General features: G+C 72.9%; 25 protein-coding genes. 18 read left to right on the top strand and 7 right to left on the bottom strand.

Translation table 11 applies throughout. The features are described from left to right. Positions 1-112 precede the first annotated feature (112 nt). The 7 genes from pdhA to ABT106_RS08170 all read left to right on the top strand — a co-directional run bounded on the left by pdhA (position 113) and on the right by ABT106_RS08170 (position 6,365). Positions 113-1,321 carry a pyruvate dehydrogenase (acetyl-transferring) E1 component subunit alpha gene (gene pdhA / locus ABT106_RS08200; protein ID WP_351274042.1) on the top strand — a complete coding sequence of 403 codons (1,209 nt, stop codon included), beginning with the start codon at positions 113-115 and terminating at the stop codon, positions 1,319-1,321. 5 nt (positions 1,322-1,326) lie between these two features. Beyond that, on the top strand, positions 1,327-2,307 hold the full coding sequence (locus ABT106_RS08195) for an alpha-ketoacid dehydrogenase subunit beta (RefSeq protein WP_351274039.1): 981 nt from the start codon (positions 1,327-1,329) through the stop codon (positions 2,305-2,307). A gap of 31 nt (positions 2,308-2,338) precedes the next feature. Continuing rightward, positions 2,339-3,766, top strand: coding sequence for a dihydrolipoamide acetyltransferase family protein (locus tag ABT106_RS08190; RefSeq protein WP_351274082.1), 1,428 nt, complete (start codon positions 2,339-2,341; stop codon positions 3,764-3,766). A 109-nt stretch (positions 3,767-3,875) separates the two neighbouring features. Next, positions 3,876-4,076, top strand: a complete 201-nt coding sequence (locus tag ABT106_RS08185) for a hypothetical protein (RefSeq protein ID WP_351274036.1) — start codon at positions 3,876-3,878, stop codon at positions 4,074-4,076. A 1-nt stretch (position 4,077) separates the two neighbouring features. Further along, positions 4,078-4,470, top strand: coding sequence for an Imm50 family immunity protein (locus ABT106_RS08180; RefSeq protein ID WP_351274034.1), 393 nt, complete (start codon positions 4,078-4,080; stop codon positions 4,468-4,470). Between the two features lie 85 nt (positions 4,471-4,555). Further along, positions 4,556-5,509, top strand: coding sequence for a GNAT family N-acetyltransferase (locus ABT106_RS08175; protein WP_351274031.1), 954 nt, complete (start codon positions 4,556-4,558; stop codon positions 5,507-5,509). Positions 5,510-5,600: 91 nt separating this feature from the next. Continuing rightward, the gene (locus ABT106_RS08170; RefSeq protein WP_351274028.1) at positions 5,601-6,365 is read left to right on the top strand and encodes a hypothetical protein; all 765 of its coding nucleotides are present in this window, start codon (positions 5,601-5,603) and stop codon (positions 6,363-6,365) included. Positions 6,366-6,377: 12 nt separating this feature from the next. Here the strand turns inward: ABT106_RS08170 and ABT106_RS08165 are convergent, their stop codons facing one another. After that, positions 6,378-6,812: an ATP-binding protein gene (locus ABT106_RS08165; RefSeq protein WP_351274026.1), complete on the bottom strand. Its 435-nt coding sequence runs from the start codon at positions 6,810-6,812 to the stop codon at positions 6,378-6,380. A 209-nt stretch (positions 6,813-7,021) separates the two neighbouring features. Between ABT106_RS08165 and ABT106_RS08160 the strand changes: the two genes are divergently transcribed. The 8 genes from ABT106_RS08160 (at position 7,022) to ABT106_RS08125 (ending at position 13,598) form a co-directional block, all read left to right on the top strand. Continuing rightward, positions 7,022-7,903, top strand: a complete 882-nt coding sequence (locus tag ABT106_RS08160) for a helix-turn-helix domain-containing protein (RefSeq protein WP_351274023.1) — start codon at positions 7,022-7,024, stop codon at positions 7,901-7,903. 3 nt (positions 7,904-7,906) lie between these two features. Next, positions 7,907-8,086, top strand: a complete 180-nt coding sequence (locus ABT106_RS08155; protein ID WP_351274020.1) for a DUF397 domain-containing protein — start codon at positions 7,907-7,909, stop codon at positions 8,084-8,086. Then, positions 8,083-8,325: a glutaredoxin domain-containing protein gene (locus ABT106_RS08150; protein ID WP_351274017.1), complete on the top strand. Its 243-nt coding sequence runs from the start codon at positions 8,083-8,085 to the stop codon at positions 8,323-8,325. The genes ABT106_RS08155 and ABT106_RS08150 overlap by 4 nt, the downstream gene beginning before the upstream one ends. Positions 8,326-8,344: 19 nt before the next feature. Beyond that, complete coding sequence (locus ABT106_RS08145; protein ID WP_351274080.1) at positions 8,345-8,944, top strand: TIGR04222 domain-containing membrane protein; 600 nt, start codon at positions 8,345-8,347, stop codon at positions 8,942-8,944. 208 nt (positions 8,945-9,152) lie between these two features. Continuing rightward, positions 9,153-11,036, top strand: coding sequence for a C1 family peptidase (locus ABT106_RS08140; RefSeq protein ID WP_351274014.1), 1,884 nt, complete (start codon positions 9,153-9,155; stop codon positions 11,034-11,036). Between the two features lie 25 nt (positions 11,037-11,061). Next, on the top strand, positions 11,062-11,388 hold the full coding sequence (locus tag ABT106_RS08135) for a protease inhibitor I42 family protein (RefSeq protein ID WP_351274011.1): 327 nt from the start codon (positions 11,062-11,064) through the stop codon (positions 11,386-11,388). Between the two features lie 150 nt (positions 11,389-11,538). After that, complete coding sequence (locus ABT106_RS08130; protein WP_351274008.1) at positions 11,539-12,189, top strand: GntR family transcriptional regulator; 651 nt, start codon at positions 11,539-11,541, stop codon at positions 12,187-12,189. Between the two features lie 56 nt (positions 12,190-12,245). Then, positions 12,246-13,598 (top strand): MFS transporter, encoded by a 1,353-nt coding sequence (locus tag ABT106_RS08125; RefSeq protein WP_351274077.1) that lies wholly within the window; start codon positions 12,246-12,248, stop codon positions 13,596-13,598. Here ABT106_RS08125 and ABT106_RS08120 read toward each other — a convergent pair. After that, entirely contained in the window at positions 13,588-14,412 is an 825-nt protein-coding gene (locus tag ABT106_RS08120; protein ID WP_351274005.1) for a maleylpyruvate isomerase family mycothiol-dependent enzyme, read from the bottom strand. The genes ABT106_RS08125 and ABT106_RS08120 overlap by 11 nt on opposite strands. Positions 14,413-14,562: 150 nt before the next feature. On the opposite strand from ABT106_RS08120, the gene ABT106_RS08115 reads away from it, so the two are divergent. Next, entirely contained in the window at positions 14,563-15,342 is a 780-nt protein-coding gene (locus tag ABT106_RS08115; protein ID WP_351274002.1) for a carbon-nitrogen family hydrolase, read from the top strand. A gap of 74 nt (positions 15,343-15,416) precedes the next feature. On the opposite strand, the gene ABT106_RS08110 is transcribed toward ABT106_RS08115, so the two are convergent. Next, positions 15,417-15,914 (bottom strand): LURP-one-related/scramblase family protein, encoded by a 498-nt coding sequence (locus tag ABT106_RS08110; protein ID WP_351274000.1) that lies wholly within the window; start codon positions 15,912-15,914, stop codon positions 15,417-15,419. 32 nt (positions 15,915-15,946) lie between these two features. On the opposite strand from ABT106_RS08110, the gene ABT106_RS08105 reads away from it, so the two are divergent. Continuing rightward, positions 15,947-16,747, top strand: coding sequence for an ATP-grasp domain-containing protein (locus ABT106_RS08105; RefSeq protein WP_351273997.1), 801 nt, complete (start codon positions 15,947-15,949; stop codon positions 16,745-16,747). 21 nt (positions 16,748-16,768) lie between these two features. On the opposite strand, the gene ABT106_RS08100 is transcribed toward ABT106_RS08105, so the two are convergent. After that, positions 16,769-17,323: a Uma2 family endonuclease gene (locus tag ABT106_RS08100; protein WP_351273994.1), complete on the bottom strand. Its 555-nt coding sequence runs from the start codon at positions 17,321-17,323 to the stop codon at positions 16,769-16,771. 147 nt (positions 17,324-17,470) lie between these two features. Between ABT106_RS08100 and ABT106_RS08095 the strand changes: the two genes are divergently transcribed. Then, positions 17,471-19,351: an NHL domain-containing thioredoxin family protein gene (locus ABT106_RS08095; RefSeq protein ID WP_351273992.1), complete on the top strand. Its 1,881-nt coding sequence runs from the start codon at positions 17,471-17,473 to the stop codon at positions 19,349-19,351. An 86-nt stretch (positions 19,352-19,437) separates the two neighbouring features. Here the strand turns inward: ABT106_RS08095 and ABT106_RS08090 are convergent, their stop codons facing one another. The 3 genes from ABT106_RS08090 to ABT106_RS08080 all read right to left on the bottom strand — a co-directional run bounded on the left by ABT106_RS08090 (position 19,438) and on the right by ABT106_RS08080 (position 23,567). Next, a complete protein-coding gene (locus ABT106_RS08090) occupies positions 19,438-20,730 on the bottom strand; it encodes a M18 family aminopeptidase (RefSeq protein WP_351273989.1) in 1,293 nt (430 codons plus the stop codon). A 102-nt stretch (positions 20,731-20,832) separates the two neighbouring features. Beyond that, positions 20,833-21,570, bottom strand: coding sequence for a hypothetical protein (locus ABT106_RS08085; protein ID WP_351273987.1), 738 nt, complete (start codon positions 21,568-21,570; stop codon positions 20,833-20,835). 170 nt (positions 21,571-21,740) lie between these two features. Beyond that, positions 21,741-23,567, bottom strand: a complete 1,827-nt coding sequence (locus ABT106_RS08080; RefSeq protein ID WP_351273984.1) for an acyl-CoA dehydrogenase — start codon at positions 23,565-23,567, stop codon at positions 21,741-21,743. Positions 23,568-23,697 lie beyond the last annotated feature (130 nt).

Below are 23,697 nucleotides of genomic sequence, written 5' to 3'. Positions count from 1 at the left end.
TCACGCCTGAATCCCGTACCAGACGCGCACCCACCCCGTGCGCGGGTCCGGATGCAGGTGAGCCGCACTGGACCCCGGAGAACCCGGGTGCCGGACCGACGGAGGAGCACACGTGACCGTGGAGAGCACTGCCGCGCGCAAGCCGCGACGCAGCAGTGGCACCAAGCGGGCGGCAGGCGCGGCAAGCGCCCGCAAGACCGCCGCTGCCACCGCACAGACGCAGGACGCCGTACCCCAGCTCGTACAGCTGCTGACGCCCGAAGGGGACCGGGTCGACGCCTCGAACAGCGCCGAACTCGCGGAATTCGCGCCCTTCGTCGCCGACATCACCACCGAGGACCTGCGCGGGCTCTACCGCGACATGGTCCTCACCCGTCGCTTCGACGGCGAGGCCACCGCGCTCCAGCGCCAGGGCGAGCTGGGCCTGTGGGCCTCGCTCCTGGGCCAGGAGGCCGCGCAGATCGGCTCCGCGCGGGCGCTGAACGACGAGGACTACGTCTTCCCGACCTACCGGGAGCACGGCGTCGCCTGGTGCCGGGGGGTCGACCCGACCAACCTGCTCGGCATGTTCCGCGGTGTGAACCACGGCGGCTGGGACCCGACGATCAACAACTTCCACCTGTACACGATCGTCATCGGCTCGCAGACGCTGCACGCGACCGGTTACGCGATGGGCGTGGCCAAGGACGGCGCCGACTCGGCCGTCATCGCCTACTTCGGCGACGGCGCGTCCAGCCAGGGCGACGTCGCCGAGGCGTTCACGTTCTCGGCCGTCTACAACTCCCCCGTGGTGTTCTTCTGCCAGAACAACCAGTGGGCGATCTCCGAGCCCACCGAGCGCCAGATGCGCGTACCGCTCTACCAGCGCGCCCAGGGCTTCGGCTTCCCGGGCGTCCGCGTCGACGGCAACGACGTGCTGGCCTGTCTGGCCGTGACCCGCTGGGCCCTGGACCGTGCCCGCCGCGGCGAGGGTCCGACCCTGGTCGAGGCGTTCACGTACCGGATGGGCGCGCACACGACCTCCGACGACCCGACGAAGTACCGGCGGGACGAGGAGACGGCGGCCTGGGAGGCGAAGGACCCGATCCTGCGCCTGCGGACCCACCTGCTGGCCTCCGGCGGCGCCGACGAGGCGTTCTTCGCGGAGCTGGAGACCGAGAGCGAGGCGCTGGGCAAGCGCGTGCGCGAGGCCGTGCGCGCCATGCCCGACCCGGACACCATGGCGATCTTCGAGAACGTCTACGCGGACGGGCACGCGCTCGTCGACGAGGAGCGCGCGCAGTTCGCCGCCTACCTCGCGTCCTTCGAGGGTGGGGAGTGACCGCCATGGCCATCGAGAAGATGTCGCTCGCGAAGGCGCTCAACGAGTCGCTGCGCAAGGCCCTGGAGACGGACCCGAAGGTCCTCATCATGGGAGAGGACGTCGGCAAGCTCGGCGGCGTCTTCCGGATCACCGACGGACTGCAGAAGGACTTCGGCGAGGAGCGGGTCATCGACACCCCGCTCGCCGAGTCGGGCATCGTCGGCACGGCGATCGGGCTCGCGCTGCGCGGCTACCGGCCCGTCGTGGAGATCCAGTTCGACGGTTTCGTGTTCCCCGCGTACGACCAGATCGTCACGCAGCTCGCGAAGATGCACGCCCGCGCCCTGGGCAAGATCAAGATGCCGGTCGTCATCCGCATCCCGTACGCGGGCGGCATCGGCGCGGTCGAGCACCACTCGGAGTCCCCGGAGGCGCTGTTCGCGCACGTCCCCGGCCTGAAGGTGGTCTCGCCGAGCAACGCCTCGGACGGCTACTGGATGCTCCAGCAGGCGATCCTCAGCAACGACCCGGTGATCTTCTTCGAGCCGAAGCGGCGCTACTGGGACAAGGGCGAGGTCGACGTCGAGGCCATCCCGGACGCGCTGCACGCCTCCCGGGTGGCCCGCGAGGGCTCGGACATCACCCTGGCGGCCTACGGTCCCATGGTGAAGGTCTGCCTGGAGGCCGCCGCGGCGGCCGCCGAGGAGGGCAAGTCGGTCGAGGTCGTGGACCTGCGGTCGATGTCCCCGGTGGACTTCGACGGCATCCAGGCGTCGGTGGAGAAGACCCGCCGGCTCGTGGTCGTCCACGAGGCGCCGGTCTTCCTCGGCGTGGGCTCGGAGATCGCCGCCCGCATCACGGAGCGGTGCTTCTACCACCTGGAGGCGCCGGTCCTGCGCGTCGGCGGCTTCCACGCGCCGTACCCGCCGGCCCGCCTGGAGGACGAGTACCTGCCGGGCCTGGACAGGGTGCTCGACGCCGTCGACCGCTCGCTGGCGTACTGAGGAGAGCCCTGTGACGATCCGCGAATTCAAGATGCCCGATGTGGGCGAGGGCCTCACCGAGGCCGAGATCCTCAAGTGGTACGTCCAGCCGGGTGACACGGTCACCGACGGCCAGGTCGTCTGCGAGGTGGAGACGGCCAAGGCCGCCGTGGAGCTGCCGATCCCGTTCGACGGTGTCGTGCACGCCCTGCTCTTCGAGGAGGGCGTCACGGTCGACGTCGGCCAGGTGATCATCTCCGTGCGGACCGCCCCGGGCGCCGCCTCGCAGGCCCCGGTCCAGGAGGCGGCCCCGGCCGCCGCCGCGGCGGCCCCCGCCGCCGTCGAGGAGCCGGCCCCCGCGGCCCGCCAGCCCGTGCTGGTCGGGTACGGGGTCTCCACCGCCTCCACCAAGCGCCGTCCCCGCAAGGCCCCGGCGGCCACGGCCGCGCAGAACGGCACGGCGGCCCCCGCGGCGCCGGTCCCCGCTCCGGCGGCCGTCCCGGCCCAGTCGAACGGCAGCGGCAGCGCCTACGCCGCCGTGGAACGGCCCCTGGCCAAGCCGCCGGTCCGCAAGCTCGCCAAGGACCTCGGCATCGACCTGTCCTTCGTGGTGCCCACCGGGGACGGCGGGGTCGTGACCCGGGAGGACGTCCACGCGGCGGCCGCCGCGGCCATCGCCCCGCAGGCCGTGGCGCCCGCCGTGGCGACGGCTCCGGCCGTCGTGCAGGCCGTTGCCGGGGCCTCCGTCCCGGCTGCCGCCGTGGCGGTGGCGCCGGGGGCGCGGGAGACCCGTATCCCGGTCAAGGGCGTCCGCAAGGTCACCGCCCAGGCCATGGTCGGCTCGGCGTTCACCGCGCCGCACGTCACCGAGTTCATCACGCTCGACGTGACGCGCACGATGAAGCTGGTCCAGGAGCTCAAGGCCGATCCGGACCTGGCGGGGCTGCGCGTCAACCCGCTGCTCCTCATCGCCAAGGCCGTCCTGGTGGCGATCCGCCGCAACCCGGACGTCAACGCGTCCTGGGACGAGGCGGCCCAAGAGATCGTGCTCAAGCACTACGTCAACCTGGGCATCGCGGCGGCCACCCCCCGGGGGCTGATCGTCCCGAACATCAAGGACGCCCACGCCAAGACCCTCGGCGAGCTGTCGGAGTCCCTGTCCTCGCTGGTCGCCACGGCCCGCGACGGCAAGACCTCCCCGGCGGACATGCAGCAGGGCACGATCACCATCACCAACGTCGGCGTCTTCGGCGTCGACACCGGTACGCCGATCATCAATCCCGGCGAGTCCGCGATCCTCGCGGTCGGTGCGATCAAGCTCCAGCCGTGGGTCCACAAGGGCAAGGTGAAGCCCCGCCAGGTCACCACCCTGGCGCTGTCGTTCGACCACCGTCTCATCGACGGCGAGCTCGGCTCCCGCTTCCTGGCCGACATCGCGGCGGTGCTGGAGCACCCGCGCCGCCTCGTCACCTGGTCGTAGCACCCGCGGTCGGTACGCGCGCACGGCCGGTCTCCGCTCCCGGAGGCCGGCCGTCCGTGTGTCCCCCGGGCCGCGCGGGAGCCTTCCGGCACGGAGGATCATGACTGTCATGAACTGGACCGACCAGGTCGTGAACGCGAAGGGCACCTTCACGGCGAACGCCTCGCTCAAGGCGGGCCGGTTCAGCGTCTTCACGCGGGACGCCGACGGCGGCGACGGCGGCCCGCACCACTTCGCCGGGCGACTGGACAGCAGGCTCTACACGACGGTGCCGCCCGTGTACGCCCACACCTTCTACGAGCGGGTGTGAGATGACCGGTCCGGGCGAACTGCCGGAACTCCGCGCCCTGTACGGCACCGAACCGCTGCCTTCCCTCGACACCTGCGACTTCTTCCACGTCCACGTCGACGAGCGCGGATCGTCGGTGACCTTCGGCTTCGAAACCGCACGGCTGCCCCCGCACCCGGAGCCGCAGTGGGCGGCCGGGCCGTACAACACCCTGCGCTTCTGGGTGGAGTTCACCGGCGTGAGCGGCCTGCGCATGGCGGGCATCGTCGCGGAGCCGGAGCGCGGCGTCCGGATCACCGCGGCCGCCCCGGACCGCCTGGAGGTGGCCGTGACCGGCGGCAGGCGGGAGATCTCCTTCTCCGCCGAGGCATCGCGGGTCGCGCACACCAGGGTTTATCTGCGGGGGTCGCTGTAAGACGCCCGGCGGTGGCTCATGCGGGCCCCCGGCGGGGCACGGCAAACCCCTGGCCTGCGGGAACGTCCCGTGTGATCATCGCGGGATGCTCTTCCGCGCCGCCGAGGCAGACCCCGCAGACCCCGCCCGCCCCGCAGACCTGGACCGCGCCACGGCCTGGCCGGCCGGCGGTCCCGTTCCCGCGCTGACCGCCGAGAAGGTCCGGGAGGAGTTCGCCGCGCACCGGATGCGCCCCGAGTGGACCTGGCTCGCCGAGGACGCGGACGGCCGGGTCCTCGGCCGGGCCCTGTGGTGGGGCCGCGCCGACAGCGAGCGTCCGGTCGCGCTCGACTGCCTCCAGGTCCTGGCCGGCGTCCCCGACCCGGCCGCCGTGGCCGCCGGACTGCTGGAGGCCGGGCACACCGCCTTCGGCGCCCGCCCCGGCTACAACGTCTCGCTGCCGCGCGGCTGGCGGGCCGACCCGGCCATCGCCGAGGCCGTCGCCTGGCGCCGCCGGGCCGCGCGGGCCACCGGGCTGACGCGGGAGATCGAGCGGCTGCGCTACGAGTGGACCCCGGCGGCCGGCATCGCCCCGCCGACCGGGCGGCTCGTGTTCCGCGACGGCACCGACGAGGAGTTCCTGGACGTCTTCACGCGGCTCGCCGCGGGCAGCCTGGACCAGGCCACCCGCGACGAGCTGCTCGTCATGGACGCCGCGCAACTGGCCCGCGAGGACATCGCGTTCTACCTCGACTGCCCGGGCGAGCGTTCCTGGTGGCGGCTGGCGCACCTGCCCGACGGCACCCTCGCGGGCCTGGCGGTCCCGTCAGCGACCCCGTACCACCGGAACGTCGGCTATCTGGGTGTCGTACCGGAGCAGCGCGGCAACGGCCTGATCGACGAGGTCCTCGCCGAGATCACCCGCTTCCACGCGGCCGCGGGCGCCGACCGCGTCACCGCGACCACGGACACCGTCAACGTCCCGATGGCCGCGGCCTTCGACCGGGCCGGGTACGAGGTGACGGAGATCCGCCTCGTCCTGGAGGACCCGGCCCGGTGAGGCGCTGAGGCGGCGCTGAGGCGCTGAGGTGGTGAGCGCCCGCCCCGGCCGGCCGTCGAATGCGCGTACCCCGAGGCGGTACCCTCCCGGCGTGCCGATAGCCGAATTGCAGGTGTACTCCGTTGAGGAGGCCGACGTCACGGGCGGCGTGTGCGTGGTCCGGTGCGTGGGCGGGGTGGCGCGCGCCGGGCAGGTGTACGCGGCGGGCGAGCTGCGGCTCGGGCTGCGCCGCATAGAGCGGTACGGGCGGACCGTCGGCTCCTTCGACGCCGGCCACATCGCGCGCGTCCACCTCACGGGCGCCGTGGTGGCGCTGCTCAGCCGCGGACAGGTGCTGACGGCGGTGCCGCCGGACGGGCACGCGCTGGAGGTGCTGGAAGAGTGGCTGGCGACGGGTCCGCCGCTGGGCGACGAGCCCCGGCCCGGGCCCCTGCACACCCTGGCCGTGGGCCGGATGCGGGACGAGCGGGTGCCGGACGGGATCCGGTTGCGCTGGGGCCGGGTGGCCCTGGCGGCCGCCGAGCGCCGTGCGCGGGCCGAGGGCGCCGACGCGCTGGCCCGGGGGGCCGAGCGGGCGGCCGTACGGGGCTACCTGATCCGGGAGTTCGGCCCCGGTCCGGGCGGCGACCCGGCGGCCCTGTGCCGGGAGCTGCTCGCGCTGATCGACCTCACCCCGGGGGCGGCGGCCGCGGAGGCCCGTGCCTGGCGGGACCTGCCGCGCGCGCGGATCCTGCACCTGCGCCGCATCAAGAACTTGCTCCCCTGGCTGGCCGTGGCCCGCCCGCACCTCGCGGACTGCGATCCGCTGGCCGGCGCCGTCGACGCCTGGGAGGCGGTCCGGCCCCGGCTGCCGTGAGCCTGGCGGCGGCTACGGGGTGCCGGGGGTGCCGGGGCTCCGTGCGCCCGGTTCGAGGCCCAGTTCGGCCCACACCGTCTTGCCGACGACCCGGTCCGAGGCGCCCCAGCGCGCGGACAGGGCGCTCACGATGTGGAGCCCCCGGCCGTACTGCTCGTCGTCGGCGGCCCGTCGCGGTTCGGGGCGGCGCTCGCCTTTCGGATCGGTGACCGCGATGCGGAGCACCGCTCTGTGGAGGCTCAGCTCGACGCGGAGGTGCCGGTCCCGGAGCGAGCCGTGCAGCAGGGCGTTGGTGGCCAGCTCGCTCGTCAGCAGCGCCACGTCCCCGGCGATCCCGGGCTGCCCCCACGCCACCGCCAGCCAAGCGGCCCACCGCCGTGCCGCTGGGATGGAGTCCTGCCGGGGCGGATAGTTCCGTACGTCGTACCGGGCGGGCGTGGGCTCCATGGTCCGTGGCACCTCCTGTGCGGGCGGTGGCTCTGCCGGCGCCCCAGGGGCATGCCGGTGCCTTCCGCCAACTGACGCTGTGCGGTGAGTGGTTCGTCACTGACGGTAGGGGGCCATCGACTCCAGGGGCAAGAAGTCCGGGGAATATATTCCCCGGACGAGTTACGGAGGAGGTCGACTCCGGGTCGTGCGGACGGGAGACTGGGCCGGTGAACCGTGGAACACGTGAAGGTCAGGGAAACCGGGCGTCAACGGTGCTGGGGCGCCGACTGGGCGGCGAACTGCACAAGTTGCGCACGGCGGCGGACCGGACCCAGTCTCAGGCGGCCCAGGCGATCAGCGCCACGGCGACGAAGATCGTGAAGATGGAGAGCGGCTGGGTGCCGATGCGGGACCCGGACATCCGTGTGCTCTGCGAGTTCTACGGCGTGACGGATGTCCGGTTCGTGGCCGGGTTGCTCGACCTGGCCCGGTTGGACCGGGAACGCCGCAAGGTCAAGGGCTGGTGGCAACAGCTGCACTTGGTCGGCAACCTGGGCGAGTACATCGCGATGGAGGAGGTCGCCACGCGCATCCGCACGTGGCAGCTCGCCCTTGTTCCCGGCCTGCTGCAAACCCCCGAGTACATCAGGGCGTTGGGCGTCAAGTCCGAGTGGTCGCACCCCGATGAGATCGAGGTGCTGGTGACATCGAGGATCAAGCGGCAGTCGCGGCTGTGGGGCGACGATCCGCTGGAGTTCCACGCGGTGGTGTGGGAGGCGGCGCTGCGCCAGCAGATCGGCAGCCCCGAGGTGATGCGCGGGCAGCTCGACCACCTGGCCGAGATGGCCAGGCTGCCCCATGTGCACGTACAGGTACTGCCCTTCCGGGCGGGTGCGGACCACGGTTCCTCGGGCGCTTTCAACATCGTCTCGTTCGCGGATCCTGGGGCGTTGGACGTGGCCTACGTCGAGACCCTCGCGGCTAAGGTGTGGGTGGAGGGGTCGGAGAGCAACGTGGCGTTCAGTCAGGCTTTCGCCCGCGTGTCCCGTCTGAGTCTCTCGCCGCACGACTCCGTGAACCTGATCGACGCCATCAGTAAAGGTATTTAGCCCGTGGGCCAGTTCGAGTTCACAAAGTCCAGTTACAGCGGCGACAAGGCCGACTCCGAGTGCGTGGAGGTGGCCACCAACGTGGCCGGGACCGTCGGGGTGCGGGACAGCACGCGGGTGGGCGGGCCGGTCGTCCGGGTCACCGACACCGCGTGGGCGGCGTTCGCGGCGGCCGTGCGGTGACGCCGGTCACCCTGTACTGGCGGCCCGGGTGCCCGTACTGCGTCAGGCTGCGCGCGCGGCTCCGGCTCGCGCGGATCCCGTACCGGAAGGTCAACATCTGGCGGGACCCGGACGCGGCGGCGTTCGTGCGGAGCGTGGCCGACGGGAACGAGACCGTGCCGACGGTGGTCGTCGGGAACGGGCCGGCGATGGTCAACCCGTCGCTCGGCCGGATCCGCGAGGCGCTGGCCGCCGCCTGACGGAACCTCAGGTTCTCCTCTGAACGCGGGGCCGCGCGGTTCGGCCGGGCCGGGCGGCGGACATCAACCCGGTGTGGACATATACGAGACGGCCCATCTCGCGGGGGGACCGCGCCGGGTGGCCGAGGTGGCGGTGCTGGAGTTGCGCGAGGTGGGCGCCGTCACCGTGACCGGGCCCCGGGTGCGGGCCGGGCGGGACCCGGGGGATGGCGCCCACCCCGTCGAGCGGGCGGTGCTGCGGCTGTGCCCGCGCGGGAAGGCCCTGGCCGCCGTGCTGGCCGCCGTCGCCGCCGGGCCGGAAGCCGCCGGGGTCCGGCGGGTGCTGGCCGAGGCCGGGCTGCTGGGCCGGCGGCGCCCCACGGCGGCCGGGCGGCGGGTGCTCGCGGCGGCGCGGGCGGACGGGCAGTGGCCGGCGTACGTGTTCGAGGGCTGGCCGGTACCGCGGAAGCGGCGGCGCTCCACCCGGCACGCCCCGCTGGACACCGGCATGATCGGCCGCGCCCTGGACCGCATCGGCCGCACCCTGGACCGGGGCATGGACCGGGCCGACCGGGCCGACCGTGCCGAACACGGCGACCAGCCCGCCCCCTCCTGCGGGGGCGGTGGGGGCGGGGACTGAGCCGCCCGCCCGCCCGCCCGCCCGCCCGCCCGCCCGCCCGCCCGCTCGCCCGCCGCCCGGCGGAGGCCGGCCGTCCGCCCTCCCCGGCGGAGCCGGAACGGCACGCCCCCCGTGCCTCCGCGCGACCGTGCGGACCCCCTTGACGCCCCCCTCCGGGGGAGGGACGCTCCCGTGTCTCGCATCAAACGGTTGCAGCTGGGGGGCCGCTATGCCGGAGGAGTCCGTGCGGACGGTGGGGGAGCTGCGGGCGCGGCTCGTGGCCGACGGGGCGCGGTGGTCGGTCCTGGAGCACCTGGCCGACGCGGAGCCGCTGCCGCGGCCCGCGCTCGGCCTGGAGCCCGGGACGAACCTGACCACCGCCGAGGACGCGGGCACGGTCGACCTGCGCGCGCTCGTCGGCCGGGAGAGCGGCAATCCGCACCTCACCCGGCGGCGCGCCGCGCACGGCCTGCTGCCCGGTGCGGCGGCCGTGGCGGCCCGGCCCGCGGCCGTGGACTGGCGGGGCCGCTGGGGATGGCCCTGGATCACCAAGGTGAAGGACCAGAACCCCTGCGGCTCCTGCTGGGCCTTCGGCGCGGCCGGGCTGGTGGAGTCGATGGCCCGGATCGAGCACTGCGTCTGGGCCGAGCGCTCCGAAGGGGACGTGCACGACGGGCTCAAGTGCACCTGCGGGCAGGGCGGCAACCCGGAAACGGCCCTGGACTGGGTCAAGGCCAACGGCGGTCTCGCCGACCCGGACTGCTGGCCGTACAGCACCCCGCCCCCGGGCCTGCCCGCCGCCCGCCGCGACGCCTGGCGGGCCGAGTACACGCCGAGCTGGGACCGGTCGGGAAGGACCGTACGGATCACCGACTACGTCCGGCTCGGCGACGTGGAGCAGCAGAAGGTCTGGCTGGACACGGTGGGCCCGCTGACGGCCTGCCTCGACGTGTACGACGACTTCTTCGCCCTCGGCTCCGGCGTCTACCACCACGCGGCCGGGCCGTACGCGGGCGGGCACTGCGTGCTGATCGTCGGCTACGACGACGCGGCCGGCTGCTGGCTGTTCAAGAACTCGTGGGGCACGGGCTACCACGTCGGCGGCTACGGCCGGATCGCCTACGGCGAGGTCAGCATCGACCACTGGGCCAAGTGCGGCCTGCGCGGCACCAACACCGACCCGTGGAGCAAGCGCCGCCTGCACGCCGGCAACGTCTACGAGAGCGGCAACGGCCGCGCCCACCGCAACTTCGAGCTCCTCGCCACCACGGCCGGCGGCCGTCTCCAGCACTGGTGGCGCGAGGGCGACGCGCCGTTCGCCTGGACCCGCGCCGAGGTCTTCGCGCACGACGCCTCCGGGCAGCCCGCCTTCACCGGCAGCACCTACAACCGCAACATGGAGTCCCTGCACGTCACCACGGGCGGGCGGCTGCGTCACTGGTACTTCGAGCAGTCCGCCCGCGTCTGGCGCGACGGCGGCGCCTTCGGGCCGGGGGACGCGGCGCTCGGCGCCACCCCCGCGTTCATCCAGAGCGACTACGGCAAGCCGGGCAACTTCGAGGCCGTGGTCCGCACCGCCGACGGCCGGCTGAACCACTGGTGGCGGCTCAACGGCGCCCCCTGGTCGTGGCACGACGGCGGCCGCTTCGCCTCCGGCATCGCCCACCACGGCCCCGCCCTGGTCCAGACCCGCTCCCGGCGCCTGGACCTGGTCGCCGCCCGGACCGACGGCCGGATGCAGCTGTGGTGGCGCGACGACGCCAACGGCTTCGCCTGGCGGCCCGGGGAGGTCTTCGGAGCCGAGGCCGTGTCGGCGCCCTGCCTGATCGAGGGACAGTACGGGGCCGCCGACGAGGACACCGCCGGGAACTACGAGCTGTGCGTGGCCGTCGCCGGCGGGCGGGTGGAGCACTGGTGGCGCGGCAACGCCTCCGGCTCGGCCTGGAGCCGCGGCGCGGTCTTCGGGCACGACGTGCTCGCGGTCACCGGGATGCTCCAGGGCAGTTTCGGGTTCAACCTGGAAGTCGTCGCCCTGCGCACCGACCGCCTGCTCCAGCACTACTGGCGGGACGGCGCGGGGTGGCACGAGGGGGCCGTCATCGGCCCCGTCTGAGGCGCGAGGCGCGGGAAGGAGCCCGGTGGAGGTACGGAGCATCGTGCTGGGCCCCGGAGAGGCGTACGAGCTGCGGCTCACCGGGCGCGGGGCGCGCGGGTACGTGTGGACCTGGCAGGTCACGGGCGACGCCGACACGGTGACGGTCACGGAGGGCGCGCCCGCCCCGGCCTCGGAGCCCGCCCCCGCGCCGCCCGCCCCCGGCGCCGCGGTGGAGCGGTCGTACGTCGTACGGGGCCGCCCGCCCGGGGGCCGGGCCCGCGTCCGCTTCGCGCAGGTGCGGCCGGCGTACCCGCAGGAGGCCCCGTACGACGAGTTCGTGCTGGACGTGGAGGTCAGCGCCGGCCGCTGAGCAGCCGGGGAAACGGGGGTGAGCGGGATGCCGGCCATGAGTCCGGCGTCCCGCGGGAGCGGGCCCGCACGTCGTGCGGGCGGAGGAAGGCCCGGTCCACATCCTGGACCGGGCTCCGGCTTGCACCCCTGTTGTATCTATGCTGTGCGCATGCCAGCCGCCAGCAGTACCCTCACCGCCGCCGACCGTGTCTACCGGCACGTCAAGGAAGGCGTGCTCGACCGGCACTACGAGGGCGGCACCCTCCTTACCGAGGGCGAACTCGCCGACGCCGTGGGGGTGTCCCGCACGCCGGTCCGCGAGGCGCTGCTGCGTCTGGAGACCGAGGGGCTGCTGAAGCTGTACCCGAAGAAGGGCGCCCTGGTCCTGCCGGTCTCCGTGCAGGAGATCACCGACGTGCTCGAAACCCGGCTGCTGGTCGAGGAGTTCACCGTACGCCGGGCCGTGCCCGCGCCCCCCGGGCTGCTGGACCGCCTCGCCGCGCTGTTGGAGGAGCACCGCCGGCACGCCGCCTCGGGGGACCTCCCCGCGCTGATGGCCGCCGACCGGGGCTTCCACGCCGAGATCGTGCGCAGCGCCGGCAACCAGATCCTGTGCCGCCTCTACGACCAGCTCCGCGACCGGCAGCTGCGGATGGGCGTGGCCCTGCTGCACGCCCACCCCGAACGGGTGGAACGCACCCTGGCCGAGCACGCCGAGATCCTCGACGCGCTGCGGTCCGGGGACGCGGACACGGCCGCCGCGGCCGTCCGCGGGCACATCGGCCGCGTCGAAGCCCTGGTGCGGGGGCCGGGCCGATGAGCGCCGGACCGATGAGCCCCGGGCCGGTGAGCGCCGGACCGGTGAGCCCCGGGGCGATGCGCCCCGTGCCGGTCGTGAAGGACCCCCCGGGCGGGCGCCGGGCCGTCGCCGTCTGGTCCATCGGCGTCGCCGTGTACTTCGTTGCGGTGATCTTCCGTACCAGCCTGGGCGTGGCCGGACTCGACGCCGCCGACCGCTTCCACGTCAACGCCTCGGCGCTGTCCGCCTTCTCCCTCCTCCAGCTGCTGGTCTACGCGGGCATGCAGATACCCGTCGGCCTGATGGTGGACCGGCTCGGCACCAAGAAGGTGCTGACGCTGGGCGCCGTCCTGTTCACCGCCGGGCAGCTCGGCTTCGCGCTGTCCCCGTCGTACGGGATGGCCCTCGCCGCCCGTGCCCTGCTGGGCTGTGGCGACGCCATGACCTTCATCTCCGTGCTGCGGCTGGGCACCCGCTGGTTCCCGGCCCGGAGGGCGCCGCTGATGGCGCAGCTCGCCGGGCTCGTCGGCATGGCGGGCAACCTGGTCTCCACGCTGGTGCTGGCGCCCGTGCTGCACGGCGTCGGCTGGGTCGCGGCGTTCGCGGGCAGCGCGGTGGCGGGGCTGGTCGTCCTGGTGCCGCTGACGCTGTTCCTGCGGGACCACCCGGAGGGGTTCGGGCCGCCGCCGCGGGAGCGCGAACGCGACCGGGAGCCGGGGAAGGGCGCGGGGACCGGCGGGGGGTACGTGCGCCGCCAGATCACCGAGTCCTGGCGGGAGCCCGGCACCCGGCTCGGCCTGTGGGTGCACTTCACCACGCAGTTCCCGGCGATGGTGTTCCTGCTGCTGTGGGGCATGCCGTTCCTCGTGGAGGCGCAGGGGCTGTCGCGGACCACCGCGGGCGGGCTGCTGACGCTCGTCGTCGCCTCGAACATGGCGCTCGGGCTGCTTTACGGGCAACTCGTCGGCCGCCGCCAGTCCGCGCGGCTCCCCCTCGCCCTCGGCACGGTCGGGCTGACCGCCTCGCTGTGGGCCGCCGTCCTCGTCTACCCCGGCGACCGGGCCCCGATGTGGCTGCTCGTCACGCTCTGCCTGGTGCTGGGCACCTGCGGGCCGGCCTCGATGATCGGCTTCGACTTCGCGCGTCCGGCCAACCCGGCGGAACGCCAGGGCACCGCGTCCGGCATCACGAACATGGGCGGCTTCATCGCCACGATGACCACCCTGCTGGCCGTGGGGGTCCTGCTGGACGCCACCGGCGACAACTACCGCATCGCCTTCTCGACCGTGTTCGCCCTGGAGGCCCTGGGCGTCACCCGGATCCTCCGGCTCCGCGGCCGCGCGCTCGCCCGCGAACGGGAGCTGCGCGCACCGGCGCCCGTCCCGGCCGGCACCGCCCCCGCGGAGCCGGCGCGGGCGGCTACGGGGTGACGGAGAACCGCGTCAGGATCGCGTCCGCCAGCTCCGCGTCGCCCTCCACCTTCACCCGGTCGGCGACCGTGTGCGCCCGCACCCGGCCCGCCGCCAGCCGTACGTACGTCTCCCAGTCCAGGGTCAGCGTCACGGCCGGGCCCAGCGAGGGCGCCTTGTCCAGCGTGCCGCGGCCCGCCGCGTCGACCCGTACCGTCCGCATGAACTCCAGCTGCCCGTGCACGTCGAGCACGACGGCCGAGTTGGCGGGGGCGCCGGCCGTCTTCGCGACGACCTTCGCCAGCCCGGCCAGGAGCATGTCCCGCGCGACGTACGCGCCCGGCGCGTCCCAGTTCCCGGGGACGCCCAGCGCCTGGCGCAGGTCCTGCTCGTGCACCCACACGTCGAAGGCGCGCATCCGCAGCGCCTGCTCCAGCGTCACCTGCTCCCCGAGCGGCCCCCGCACCATCGTGGCCGGATCCCGCTTCTCGTTCCGCAGCTGCCGCATGCGCCGGATGACGGTGTACTCCAGCTCCGAGGTCATCTCCGGCGCGGTGTGGTGGCGCCGTACGTCGACCTGCACCTCCATGTACCGGGTGAACTCGTCGACCACGTGCCGCAGGTCCCGCGCCACGGTGTGGATCGGCCGCGGGTCCCCGAGCTGCTCGCATTCGATGCCGATGATGTGTGACACCACGTCACGGACCGACCAGCCGGGGCACGGCGTCGCCCGGTTCCACTCGCGCTCCGGCAGCGGGAGGACCAGCTCGGATATCGCCTCGATGGAATGCGTCCACGCGTCGGCATAGGGCTGAAGGCTGGGATGGACGGTCAACGGGACCCCTCGCGGTGCTGTTCAGTGGCGCGTTTTTGGAAGCTGTGGGCTTGGTTTCCAAAACTACGCTGCCGGTGAGCACCCCGGCAGTGCTTTCGTGTGACGATCGTAGGCCCGAGTTGACGGCTTGAATGCCAGGACGGTGGTAGTGTGCGCGCCTCGCTGATCCAAATCGCGGTGAACGACGGTGAGTCGGTGACTTCCCGGCGGTCCCGGGTGGCCGACCTCGTACGGGAGCAGGCGGGTTCCGACCTCGTCGTGCTGCCCGAACTGTGGACCGTGGGCGCCTTCGCCTACGAGCAGTTCGAGACCGAGGCCGAGCCGCTGGACGGCCCGACCTTCGCGGCCATGTCCAAGGCGGCGAGCGACGCCGGAGTATGGCTCCACGCGGGCTCGGTCGTGGAACGGGCGGGCGACGGCTCGCTCTACAACACCGCCCTGGTGATCTCCCCGGCGGGCGAGCTGGCCGCCACGTACCGCAAGATCCACCGGTTCGGCTTCGACCAGGGCGAGGCCGTGCTCATGGCGCCGGGCGACTCCCTGACCACGGTGGTCCTGCCGGAGCAGACCCTCGGCATCGCCACCTGTTACGACCTGCGCTTCCCGGAGCTGTTCCGCGGCCTGGTCGACGCCGGGGCCACGACGCTGGTCGTCGCGGCGGGCTGGCCGGCCCGCCGCCGTTCGCACTGGACCCTGCTCAGCCGGGCCCGGGCGGTGGAGGACCAGGCGTACGTACTGGCCTGCGGCCTCGCCGGCACGCACGCGGGGGTCGAGCAGGCCGGGCACAGCCTGGTGGTGGACCCGTGGGGCGAGGTCCTGGCGGAGGCGGGGCCGGGCGAGGACGTCCTGACGGTGGACCTGGACCCGGCGAAGGTCGCGGAGACCCGCGACCAGTTCCCCGCCCTGAAGGACCGTCGCCTGCCCCACTGACGCCTGTGGCCCCGGCCCGGGGGCGGAGCCGGGGCCGACGGCGGGACGCGGGCGGCGCGGGCGCACCGGGCCCGTCAGGCCCCGTCGTCCCGTTCCTTCTCCGCCATGCGGATCACGCACACCGCCACCGCGATCAGCAGCGCCGCGTCCGCGTCCTCCCGGATCACGTCGACCGCGTAGGTCTCGCGCACCCGGTACCACTGCCGCGAGACCGGCGCGAGCAGCTCACCCTCGTACTCGACCTTGAACTCCCGGTCCAGGATCCGCCCGCTGACGTCCAGCTCCGTGCCCTCGACCAGGGTCACGCGGAAGTGGTTGCGCAGCAGTGAGAACCGCTTCCTGCGGATCACCGCGAGCCGTTCCCCGTCCCGCTCCAGGGTCATCGCGTCGCGGAAGGAGAACAGCTTCTCCCGCAGGGTGATCAGGATCTGCCCGTCCGGGTCCTTGAGCTCCAGCTTGTCCTTGACCCGCAGCGCCTTCCCGTCGACGAGGAAGGCGTGGCGGCCGTCCTCGTCCTCGATCCAGTAGTCGTCGCCGAGGGCCAGCATTTTGTCCCGTACGAGGTATTTCATGCGCTGATCCGTGCCCGCGATAGGTTGCTGTCATGCCTCTGCTCTACGTGACCGACCTGGCGTACCCGGCGCGCGGCCGCCGGTACTGCGACGAGGACATATTCCTCACCTCCCGGCTGCGCGCCCACTTCGACGTGGCCCTGTGCCATCCGGGGGACGCCCGCGCCCTGATGTCCGGCTTCGACGCGGTGGTCGTCCGCAACAGCGGCCCGGTCCTGCACTACCAGGAGGCGTACGACGCCTTCCGGGCCGCCGCGCTCGCCGCCGGGACGCCCGTCTACAACCCGCTCACCGGCCGCGGCGACATGGCCGGCAAGCAGTACCTCCTCGACCTGACGGCCGCCGGCTACCCCGTGATCCCGACGGTCGACGACCCCGCCCGCGTCGGCGAGCTGCCGCGGGCGGCCGAGTACGCGGTCAAGCCCAAGCAGGGCGCCGACTCCATCGGCCTCACCTTCACCGCGACCCCGCGGGGCCCGGCGGGCGAGATCCTCATCCAGCCGCGCATCGACTTCGCGTACGAGGTGTCCTTCTACTTCGTCGACGACGCCTTCCAGTACGCCCTGTACGCCCCCGACCCGGCCCGCCGCTGGGAGCTGACCCCCTACGAACCGACCGCGGCGGACCTGGACTTCGCCCGCGCGTTCATCGCCTGGAACACTCTGGACCACGGCATCCAGCGGGTGGACGCCTGCCGGGCGCCGTCGGGCGAACTGCTGCTGGTGGAGCTGGAGGACCTCAACCCCTACCTCTCGCTCGACCTGCTCCCCGAACCGGTCCGGGACTCCTTCGTCGCGGCCTTCGCCCGCTCCCTCCACACCTTCGGAGCCTGACCCCGACCACCGCCGCTGCGCCTAGAGCCCGCTGGTGTCCAGGTCGATCCCGAACGGCTCGGGCAGCCGTACGGCCGTCCCGAACGGGTGCGGCCCGTCGACCTTCGTGTACCCGAGCCGCCCGGGGCCGGCGAACAGCGTGACGGTCTTCTCCGCCCGGTCGACCAGGAGGTACAGCGGGGCACCGTACTCGGCGTACCGCTTGCGCTTCACGACGCGGTCGGTCTCGGCGTCGGACTCGGAGGTGATCTCGACGATGAGCAGGGTCTGGTCGGGGACCAGCGCCCCGCCTCCCTTGGCCAGTTCCTTCGGCGCCACGGCGAGATCCGGGACATACCAGTTCGGCGAATCGGGCAGATCGAGGTTGCCCGACCCGGTGACGCAGTCCAGCTCCTTGACGCGCGGCCTGATCTGGTCACGGATCTCCTCGGCTGCGTTCTCGTGATCCCAACTCGGCGTCACGTGAGAGACGACTCCTTCAACGATCTCGGTCCGGTCCCCGAGGAAGTGCTGGATGACGTACTTCAGGGCACGCTCGGGATCGATGCCCTCGCTGTAGTCGCGCGCGGTGGTCATGGTCCGGGTCCCTCCTTGGCTTCCTGCCGCCAGGCTCGCACGGGGCGCCGCCGCGCGTCGTCACCCCTGCGGGTGGAGTCGGGGCCGGGGCGGGGGCCGCCGTACGCGCGTGATCCGGTGTTCACACCCGGATGGCAAGCTTGAAGGATGAACGATGCTGTCCCGGCGCCCACCCCCGCGCCCGCGCCCGCACCCCGCCGTGCCCGTGTCCGTGCCCCCGAGCTGATCGGCAAGGGCGGCTGGCTGAACACCGGTGGCACGCCCTACACCCTCGCTGACCTGCGAGGACGGATTGTCATTCTCGATTTCTGGACCTTTTGCTGCATCAACTGCCTCCACGTCCTCGATGAGCTCCGCGAGCTGGAGGAGAAGCACCGCGACACCGTCGTGATCATCGGTGTGCACTCGCCGAAGTTCGTGCACGAGGCCGAGCACGCCGCCGTCGTCGACGCCGTCGAGCGGTACGAGGTGCACCACCCCGTGCTGGACGACCCCGAGCTGGCCACCTGGAAGCAGTACGCCGTGCGGGCCTGGCCCACGCTCGTCGTGATCGACCCCGAGGGGTACGTCGTCGCCCAGCACGCCGGCGAGGGGCACGCGCACGCCATCGCGCGGCTCGTCGAGGAGCTGGAGGCCGAGCACGGGGCCAAGGGGACGCTGCGGCGCGGGGACGGGCCGTACGTGGCACCCGAGCCGGTGGCGAGCGACCTGCGGTTCCCCGGGAAGGCGCTGCTGCTGCCCTCCGGGAACTTCCTCGTGTCCGACTCGACCCGGCACCAGCTGGTCGAGCTGGCCGCCGACGGGGAGCGCGTCGTACGCCGTGTCGGCAGCGGCGAGCGCGGGTTCGGCCCCGACGCCTTCAGCGAGCCGCAGGGGCTGGCGCTGCTGCCCGACGGGACCGTCGTCGTCGCCGACACCGTCAACCACGCGCTGCGCCGCTTCGACCCCGCCACGGGGGCCGTGGAGACCGTCGCCGGAACCGGACGCCAGTGGTGGCAGGGCTCGCCGGCCTCCGGGCCGGCGCTGGACGTGGACCTGTCCTCGCCGTGGGACGTCGCCTGGTGGCGGGGCCGGGTGTGGATCGCCATGGCCGGCGTCCACCAGCTGTGGACCTGGGACCCGGAGACCGGCACGGTCGCGGTCGCGGCCGGCACGACCAACGAGGGCCTGCACGACGGTCCCGCCGCCGAGGCGTGGTTCGCGCAGCCGTCCGGGCTCGCGGCCGCCGGGGACCGGCTGTGGGTCGCCGACTCCGAGACCAGCGCGCTGCGGTACGTCCACCCCGTCGACGGGGACGGCGGCGGGGACGGCGGCGGGGACGGCGGCGGCTACGCCGTCACCACCGCCGTCGGCACCGGACTGTTCGACTTCGGGCACCGGGACGGCGACGCCGCGCAGGCGCTGCTCCAGCACCCGCTGGGCGTGACGGCCCTGCCCGACGGCTCCGTCGCGGTCTGCGACACGTACAACCACGCGCTGCGCCGCTACGACCCCGCCACCGGCGAGGTCACCACCCTGGCGACGGATCTGCGCGAGCCGAGCGACGCCGTCCTCGTCGGCGGGGACATCGTCGTCGTCGAGTCGGCCCGGCACCGGCTGACCCGGCTGCGGCTCCCCGAGGAGGCCGTACGGGTCGACGCCGTCGCCCACCGTACGCAGCGGGCCGCGACCGAGGTGGCCCCCGGCACGCTCCGCCTCGACGTGGTCTTCCAGGCCCCGGCCGGGCAGAAGCTCGACACCCGCTACGGGCCGTCCACCCGCCTGCTGGTCTCCTCGACCCCGCCCGGGCTGCTGGCGGGCGGCGAGGGGGCCGGGACGGACCTGTTCCGGGAGCTGGAGCTGAATCCGGAGGTCACCGAGGGCGTCCTGCACGTGTCCGCGATGGCGGCTTCCTGCGACGACGACCCGGCCAACGAGTACCCGGCCTGCCACGTCCACCAGCAGGACTGGGGCGTCCCGGTGACGGTCGCCCCCGGCGGGACGACCCGCCTCCCGCTCGTCCTCGCCGGCATGGACGACGACGCGTAGCCGGATCGACGGCCCCTACGACGCAACCCCGCCCCGGACTCGGCGTCCGGGGCGGGGTTGCGTCCTGGGTGAGGGGGCGGGGGACCTCAGCCCTCCAGGAAGGCCACCAGGGCGTTCGCCAGGAGGAACGGGTCGTCCGCGCCGCACAGTTCGCGGGCGCTGTGCATCGAGAGGATCGCCACGCCGATGTCCACCGTCTGGATGCCGTGCCGGGCGGCCGTGATCGGGCCGATCGTCGTGCCGCACGGCATGGAGTTGTTGGAGACGAACGCCTGCCACGGCACGCCGGCCCGCTCGCAGGCGCTCGCGAACACCGCGCGCCCACTGCCGTCCGTCGCATAGCGCTGGTTGACGTTGACCTTGAGGATCGGGCCGCCGTTGGCGCGCGGGTGGTGCGACGGGTCGTGCCGCTCCGCGTAGTTGGGGTGCACGGCGTGCCCGGTGTCCGAGGAGAGACAGATGGTGCCGGCGAAGGCCCGGGCACGGTCCTCGTAGGTGCCGCCGCGGGAGAAGACGGAACGTTCCAGCACATTCCCCAGCAGGGGGCCGTCGGCGCCCGTGTCCGACTGCGAGCCGTTCTCCTCGTGGTCGAAGGCGGCCAGCACCGGGATGTGGTCGAGCGCCTCGGCGGTGGAGACGGCGGCGAGCGCGGCGACGCCCGCGTGCACGGACAGCAGGTTGTCCATGCGCGGCCCGGCGAGCAGTTCGCGGTCGCGGCCGAGGTAGGAGGGCGGCTCGATCGAGTGGACCATCAGGTCCCAGCCGGCCACCGAGCCCTGCGGCAGGCCCTCTTCCTCCTCCAGGAAGGCGATGAGGTCGCCCTCCTGGACCTCGCCCAGGCCCCAGATCGGCTGCATGTGCCGCTGCTTGTCCAGCTTGAGGCCGTCGGTGTTCACCGACCGGTCCAGGTGCACGGCGAGCTGCGGGACGCGCAGCAGCGCGCGGTCCACGTTCACCAGGCGCTCGGTGCCGTCCCGCAGGGTCAGCCGGCCGGCCAGGCCCAGGTCCCGGTCCAGCCAGGTGTTGAGCAGCGTGCCGCCGTAGATCTCGACGGCGATCTGCCGCCAGCCCTGCGAGCCGGTGTCGGGGAGCGGCTTGACCCGCAGGTTGGGCGAGTCGGTGTGCGCGCCGACGATCCGGAACGGGGTGTGCGCGGCCGCGCCTTCCGGGACGTACCAGGCGATGAGCGCGCCGCCGCGGAGCACGAACTTGCCCCCGGTGCTCGCATCCCAGGCGTCCGTTTCCGACAACTGCCTGAAGCCTGCCTTTTCCAGCCGCTCGGCCGCGTTGGCCACGGCGTGGTACGGCGACGGACTGGCCGTCAGGAAGGTCATCAGATCGTCGGTGTGGCCGCGGTCGAAGCGGGCGGGAGAGCTCATGTGGTTCACCTTAACGACGGTCGTGTTCGCCATGGCCGGACTGCGGCTGATAGCCGAGAGGTCGGGGGCCGCGGGGTGTGTGATCTGCGGTCCCTTCGGTTCTCAGCCCGGCGGGCGCTCGAATCTGCGCTGGAGCTGCCTGCGCTCGCCCCGGCGGATGCGCGGGAGCATCTCCGGGGTCTGCGCGGAGCGCTGTGCGCGTCTCTTGCGTCCGGCGCAGAAGATACAGCCCTCGCCGGGGGGCGCGTCGGGGTCGATGGGGGCCCCGGGGTGTTCGGAGCACCCCGAGGCGTTGCGGGGCCGGGACAGTTCGCGGGCGACGATGAAGGCGCGGTGCAGGTCGTCGGCGATGCGGACGAAGTCCTCGGCGGGGGAGGAGAGGCTCAGGTGGAAGCGCTGGTCCTCGACGGTGCGCAGGCAGGTGCGCAGCACGGTGAGGGTGTACGGGGGGTCCGGCACGGGGTAGCCCAGGCGCCGCTGTTCCCCGGCGGGCGGGGGCGGGGCGCCGGGGCGGCCGCCGCGGCCGCGCAGCCCGAGTCGCCGCCGGTCGTTGCAGATGAGGCAGCGGCCCCATCCGTCGGGGGCTTCGGGGTCGAGGGCGCCGTTGGGGTGCTCGGAGCAGCCGGTGTAGCTCTTGGCGGGTGCCAGCCCGCCGGCGGTCTGGAAGGCCACGTACAGGGCGTCGGCGATCCCGTCGTACTCGGCGGGGTGCGCGCCGTCGTACAGCTCGCGGAGGTGGTCGCCGAGGCTGCCCAGGCTCGCCTGCAGCTCCTTGAGGGCGTACGGCCGCCCGGTGGGGACGGAGTACCCCCTGCTGCCGTGCTGATCCTGTGGACTCATGTCTACGAGCGTCCCATGAACGACCGACAACGGGGAAAGCCGGTGCCCCGGAAGCCGTTCCCGCGCGCTCGGGCGGTCCGCGGGCCGGTGTCCGGGAGTACACCAGCGGCCGGGCCCCTGGTGAGGGGACCCGGCCGCTGTGCGTACACCGCGTACGTGTGTGGGGCTGCCTAGAAGGCGGCCTCGTCGAGCTCCATGAGGGAGTTGTCGACGACCTCGGCCAGCTGGCGCTGGACCGAGACGCCCGGCAGGACCTGCGCGGCGAAGAACTTCGCGGCGGCGATCTTGCCGGTGTAGAACGGCACGTCCTTGGCGGAGGCCGTGGGGAGCTTCTCGGCGGCCACGGCCGCGCCCTTGAGCAGCAGGTATCCGACGACGACGTCGCCGGAGGCCATCAGCAGGCGGGTGGTGTTCTGGCCGACCTTGTAGATGTTCTTGACGTCCTCGCCGGTGGCGGTGAGGTCGACGATCATCGCGCCGACGATGGCCTCCAGGTCGACGGCGGCCTTGGCGAGCGCGTCGCGGGCGCCGGCCAGCTCCTCGCCGCCGACGGCCTCGGCCAGGAACTTCTTGATCGTCTCGGAGAGGATGTTCAGGGAGGCGCCCTGGTCGCGGACGATCTTCCGGAAGAAGAAGTCCTGGCCCTGGATGGCCGTGGTGCCCTCGTAGAGGGTGTCGATCTTGGCGTCGCGGATGTACTGCTCGATCGGGTACTCCTGCAGGTAGCCGGAGCCGCCGAAGGTCTGCAGGGACTGGGCGAGCTGCTCGTAGGACTTCTCCGAGCCGTAGCCCTTCACGATCGGCAGGAGCAGGTCGTTGAGGCCGATCTCGGCGGAGGCGTCCTCGCCGTTCGCCTGCTTGAGCTGGATCTCGTCCTGGACGGAGGCGGTGTAGAGCACGAGGGCGCGCATGCCCTCGGCGTACGCCTTCTGCGTCATGAGCGAGCGGCGCACGTCGGGGTGGTGCGTGATGGTGACCTTGGGCGCGGTCTTGTCCATGAAGTTGGCCAGGTCCGGACCCTGCACGCGCTCCTTGGCGTACTCCAGCGCGCTGAGGTAGCCGGTGGAGAGGGTGGCGATGGCCTTCGTGCCGACCATCATCCGGGCGAACTCGATGATCATGAACATCTGGCGGATGCCGTCGTGCTTGTCACCGATCAGCCAGCCCTTGGCGGGGTGCTGGTCGCCGAAGGTCATCTCGCACGTGTTGGACGCCTTGAGGCCCATCTTGTGCTCGACGTTCGTGGCGTAGACGCCATTGCGCTCGCCCAGCTCGCCGGTCTCCCAGTCGAAGTGGAACTTGGGGACGAGGAAGAGGGACAGGCCCTTGGTGCCGGGGCCGTGGCCCTCGGGGCGCGCGAGGACGTAGTGGAGGATGTTCTCCTCCATGTCGTGCTCGCCGGAGGTGATGAAGCGCTTGACGCCCTCGATGTGCCAGGAGCCGTCCGCCTGCTCGACCGCCTTGGTGCGGCCGGCGCCGACGTCCGAGCCGGCGTCCGGCTCGGTGAGGACCATGGTGGAGCCCCAGCGCTTCTCGACGGCGATCTCGGCGACCTTCTTCTGCGCCTCGTTGCCCTCTTCGTAGAGGATGCCGGCGAAGGCCGGACCGGAGGAGTACATCCACACGGCCGGGTTCGCGCCGAGGATCGTCTCGGCGAACGCCCAGATCAGGGAGCGGGGCGAGGTGGTGCCGCCGATCTCCTCGGGCAGGCCCAGACGCCAGTACTCGGAGTCCATGAAGGCTTTGTAGCTCTTCTTGAAGGACGCCGGGACGGGCGCGGTGTTCGTGGCCGGGTCGAAGACCGGCGGGTTGCGGTCGGCGTCCTCGAAGGAGGCGGCCAGCTCGTTCTCGGAGAGCTTGGTCATCTCGCTGAGGATGGTCTTGGCGGTGTCGGTGTCCATCTCGCCGAACGGGCCGGTGCCGTACAGCTTGTCGCGGCCGAGCACCTCGAAGAGGTTGAACTCGATGTCGCGGAGATTCGACTTGTAGTGCCCCATGGCGACGGCTCCGTTAAGGCTCGGTGAGACAGATTCCTCGTACATACCAATCGGTAACCTCATCATGCTACCCACCGGTAATAAGGACAACCCTTACCTGGCGACTGTGACCAGCATCAAGCCAGGAGAA

The organism is Streptomyces sp. NPDC002044, assembly GCF_040296725.1.
Lineage (GTDB): Bacteria > Actinomycetota > Actinomycetes > Streptomycetales > Streptomycetaceae > Streptomyces > Streptomyces antarcticus.
This window is presented reverse-complemented; position numbering and strand designations above follow the sequence as displayed.

Bases quoted from the DNA above. Each gene is read 5' to 3' on its own strand.
- ABT106_RS08080 (WP_351273984.1), bottom strand. From the start codon at position 23,567: ATGGGGCACTACAAGTCGAATCTCCGCGACATCGAGTTCAACCTCTTC.
- ABT106_RS08195 (WP_351274039.1), top strand. From the start codon at position 1,327: ATGGCCATCGAGAAGATGTCGCTCGCGAAGGCGCTCAACGAGTCGCTG.
- ABT106_RS08095 (WP_351273992.1), top strand. From the start codon at position 17,471: ATGAACGATGCTGTCCCGGCGCCCACCCCCGCGCCCGCGCCCGCACCC.
- ABT106_RS08090 (WP_351273989.1), bottom strand. From the start codon at position 20,730: ATGAGCTCTCCCGCCCGCTTCGACCGCGGCCACACCGACGATCTGATG.
- ABT106_RS08130 (WP_351274008.1), top strand. From the start codon at position 11,539: ATGCCAGCCGCCAGCAGTACCCTCACCGCCGCCGACCGTGTCTACCGG.
- ABT106_RS08100 (WP_351273994.1), bottom strand. From the start codon at position 17,323: ATGACCACCGCGCGCGACTACAGCGAGGGCATCGATCCCGAGCGTGCC.
- ABT106_RS08185 (WP_351274036.1), top strand. From the start codon at position 3,876: ATGAACTGGACCGACCAGGTCGTGAACGCGAAGGGCACCTTCACGGCG.
- ABT106_RS08110 (WP_351274000.1), bottom strand. From the start codon at position 15,914: ATGAAATACCTCGTACGGGACAAAATGCTGGCCCTCGGCGACGACTAC.
- ABT106_RS08190 (WP_351274082.1), top strand. From the start codon at position 2,339: ATGCCCGATGTGGGCGAGGGCCTCACCGAGGCCGAGATCCTCAAGTGG.
- ABT106_RS08165 (WP_351274026.1), bottom strand. From the start codon at position 6,812: ATGGAGCCCACGCCCGCCCGGTACGACGTACGGAACTATCCGCCCCGG.
- ABT106_RS08105 (WP_351273997.1), top strand. From the start codon at position 15,947: ATGCCTCTGCTCTACGTGACCGACCTGGCGTACCCGGCGCGCGGCCGC.
- ABT106_RS08175 (WP_351274031.1), top strand. From the start codon at position 4,556: ATGCTCTTCCGCGCCGCCGAGGCAGACCCCGCAGACCCCGCCCGCCCC.
- ABT106_RS08140 (WP_351274014.1), top strand. From the start codon at position 9,153: ATGCCGGAGGAGTCCGTGCGGACGGTGGGGGAGCTGCGGGCGCGGCTC.
- ABT106_RS08085 (WP_351273987.1), bottom strand. From the start codon at position 21,570: ATGAGTCCACAGGATCAGCACGGCAGCAGGGGGTACTCCGTCCCCACC.
- ABT106_RS08180 (WP_351274034.1), top strand. From the start codon at position 4,078: ATGACCGGTCCGGGCGAACTGCCGGAACTCCGCGCCCTGTACGGCACC.
- ABT106_RS08125 (WP_351274077.1), top strand. From the start codon at position 12,246: ATGCGCCCCGTGCCGGTCGTGAAGGACCCCCCGGGCGGGCGCCGGGCC.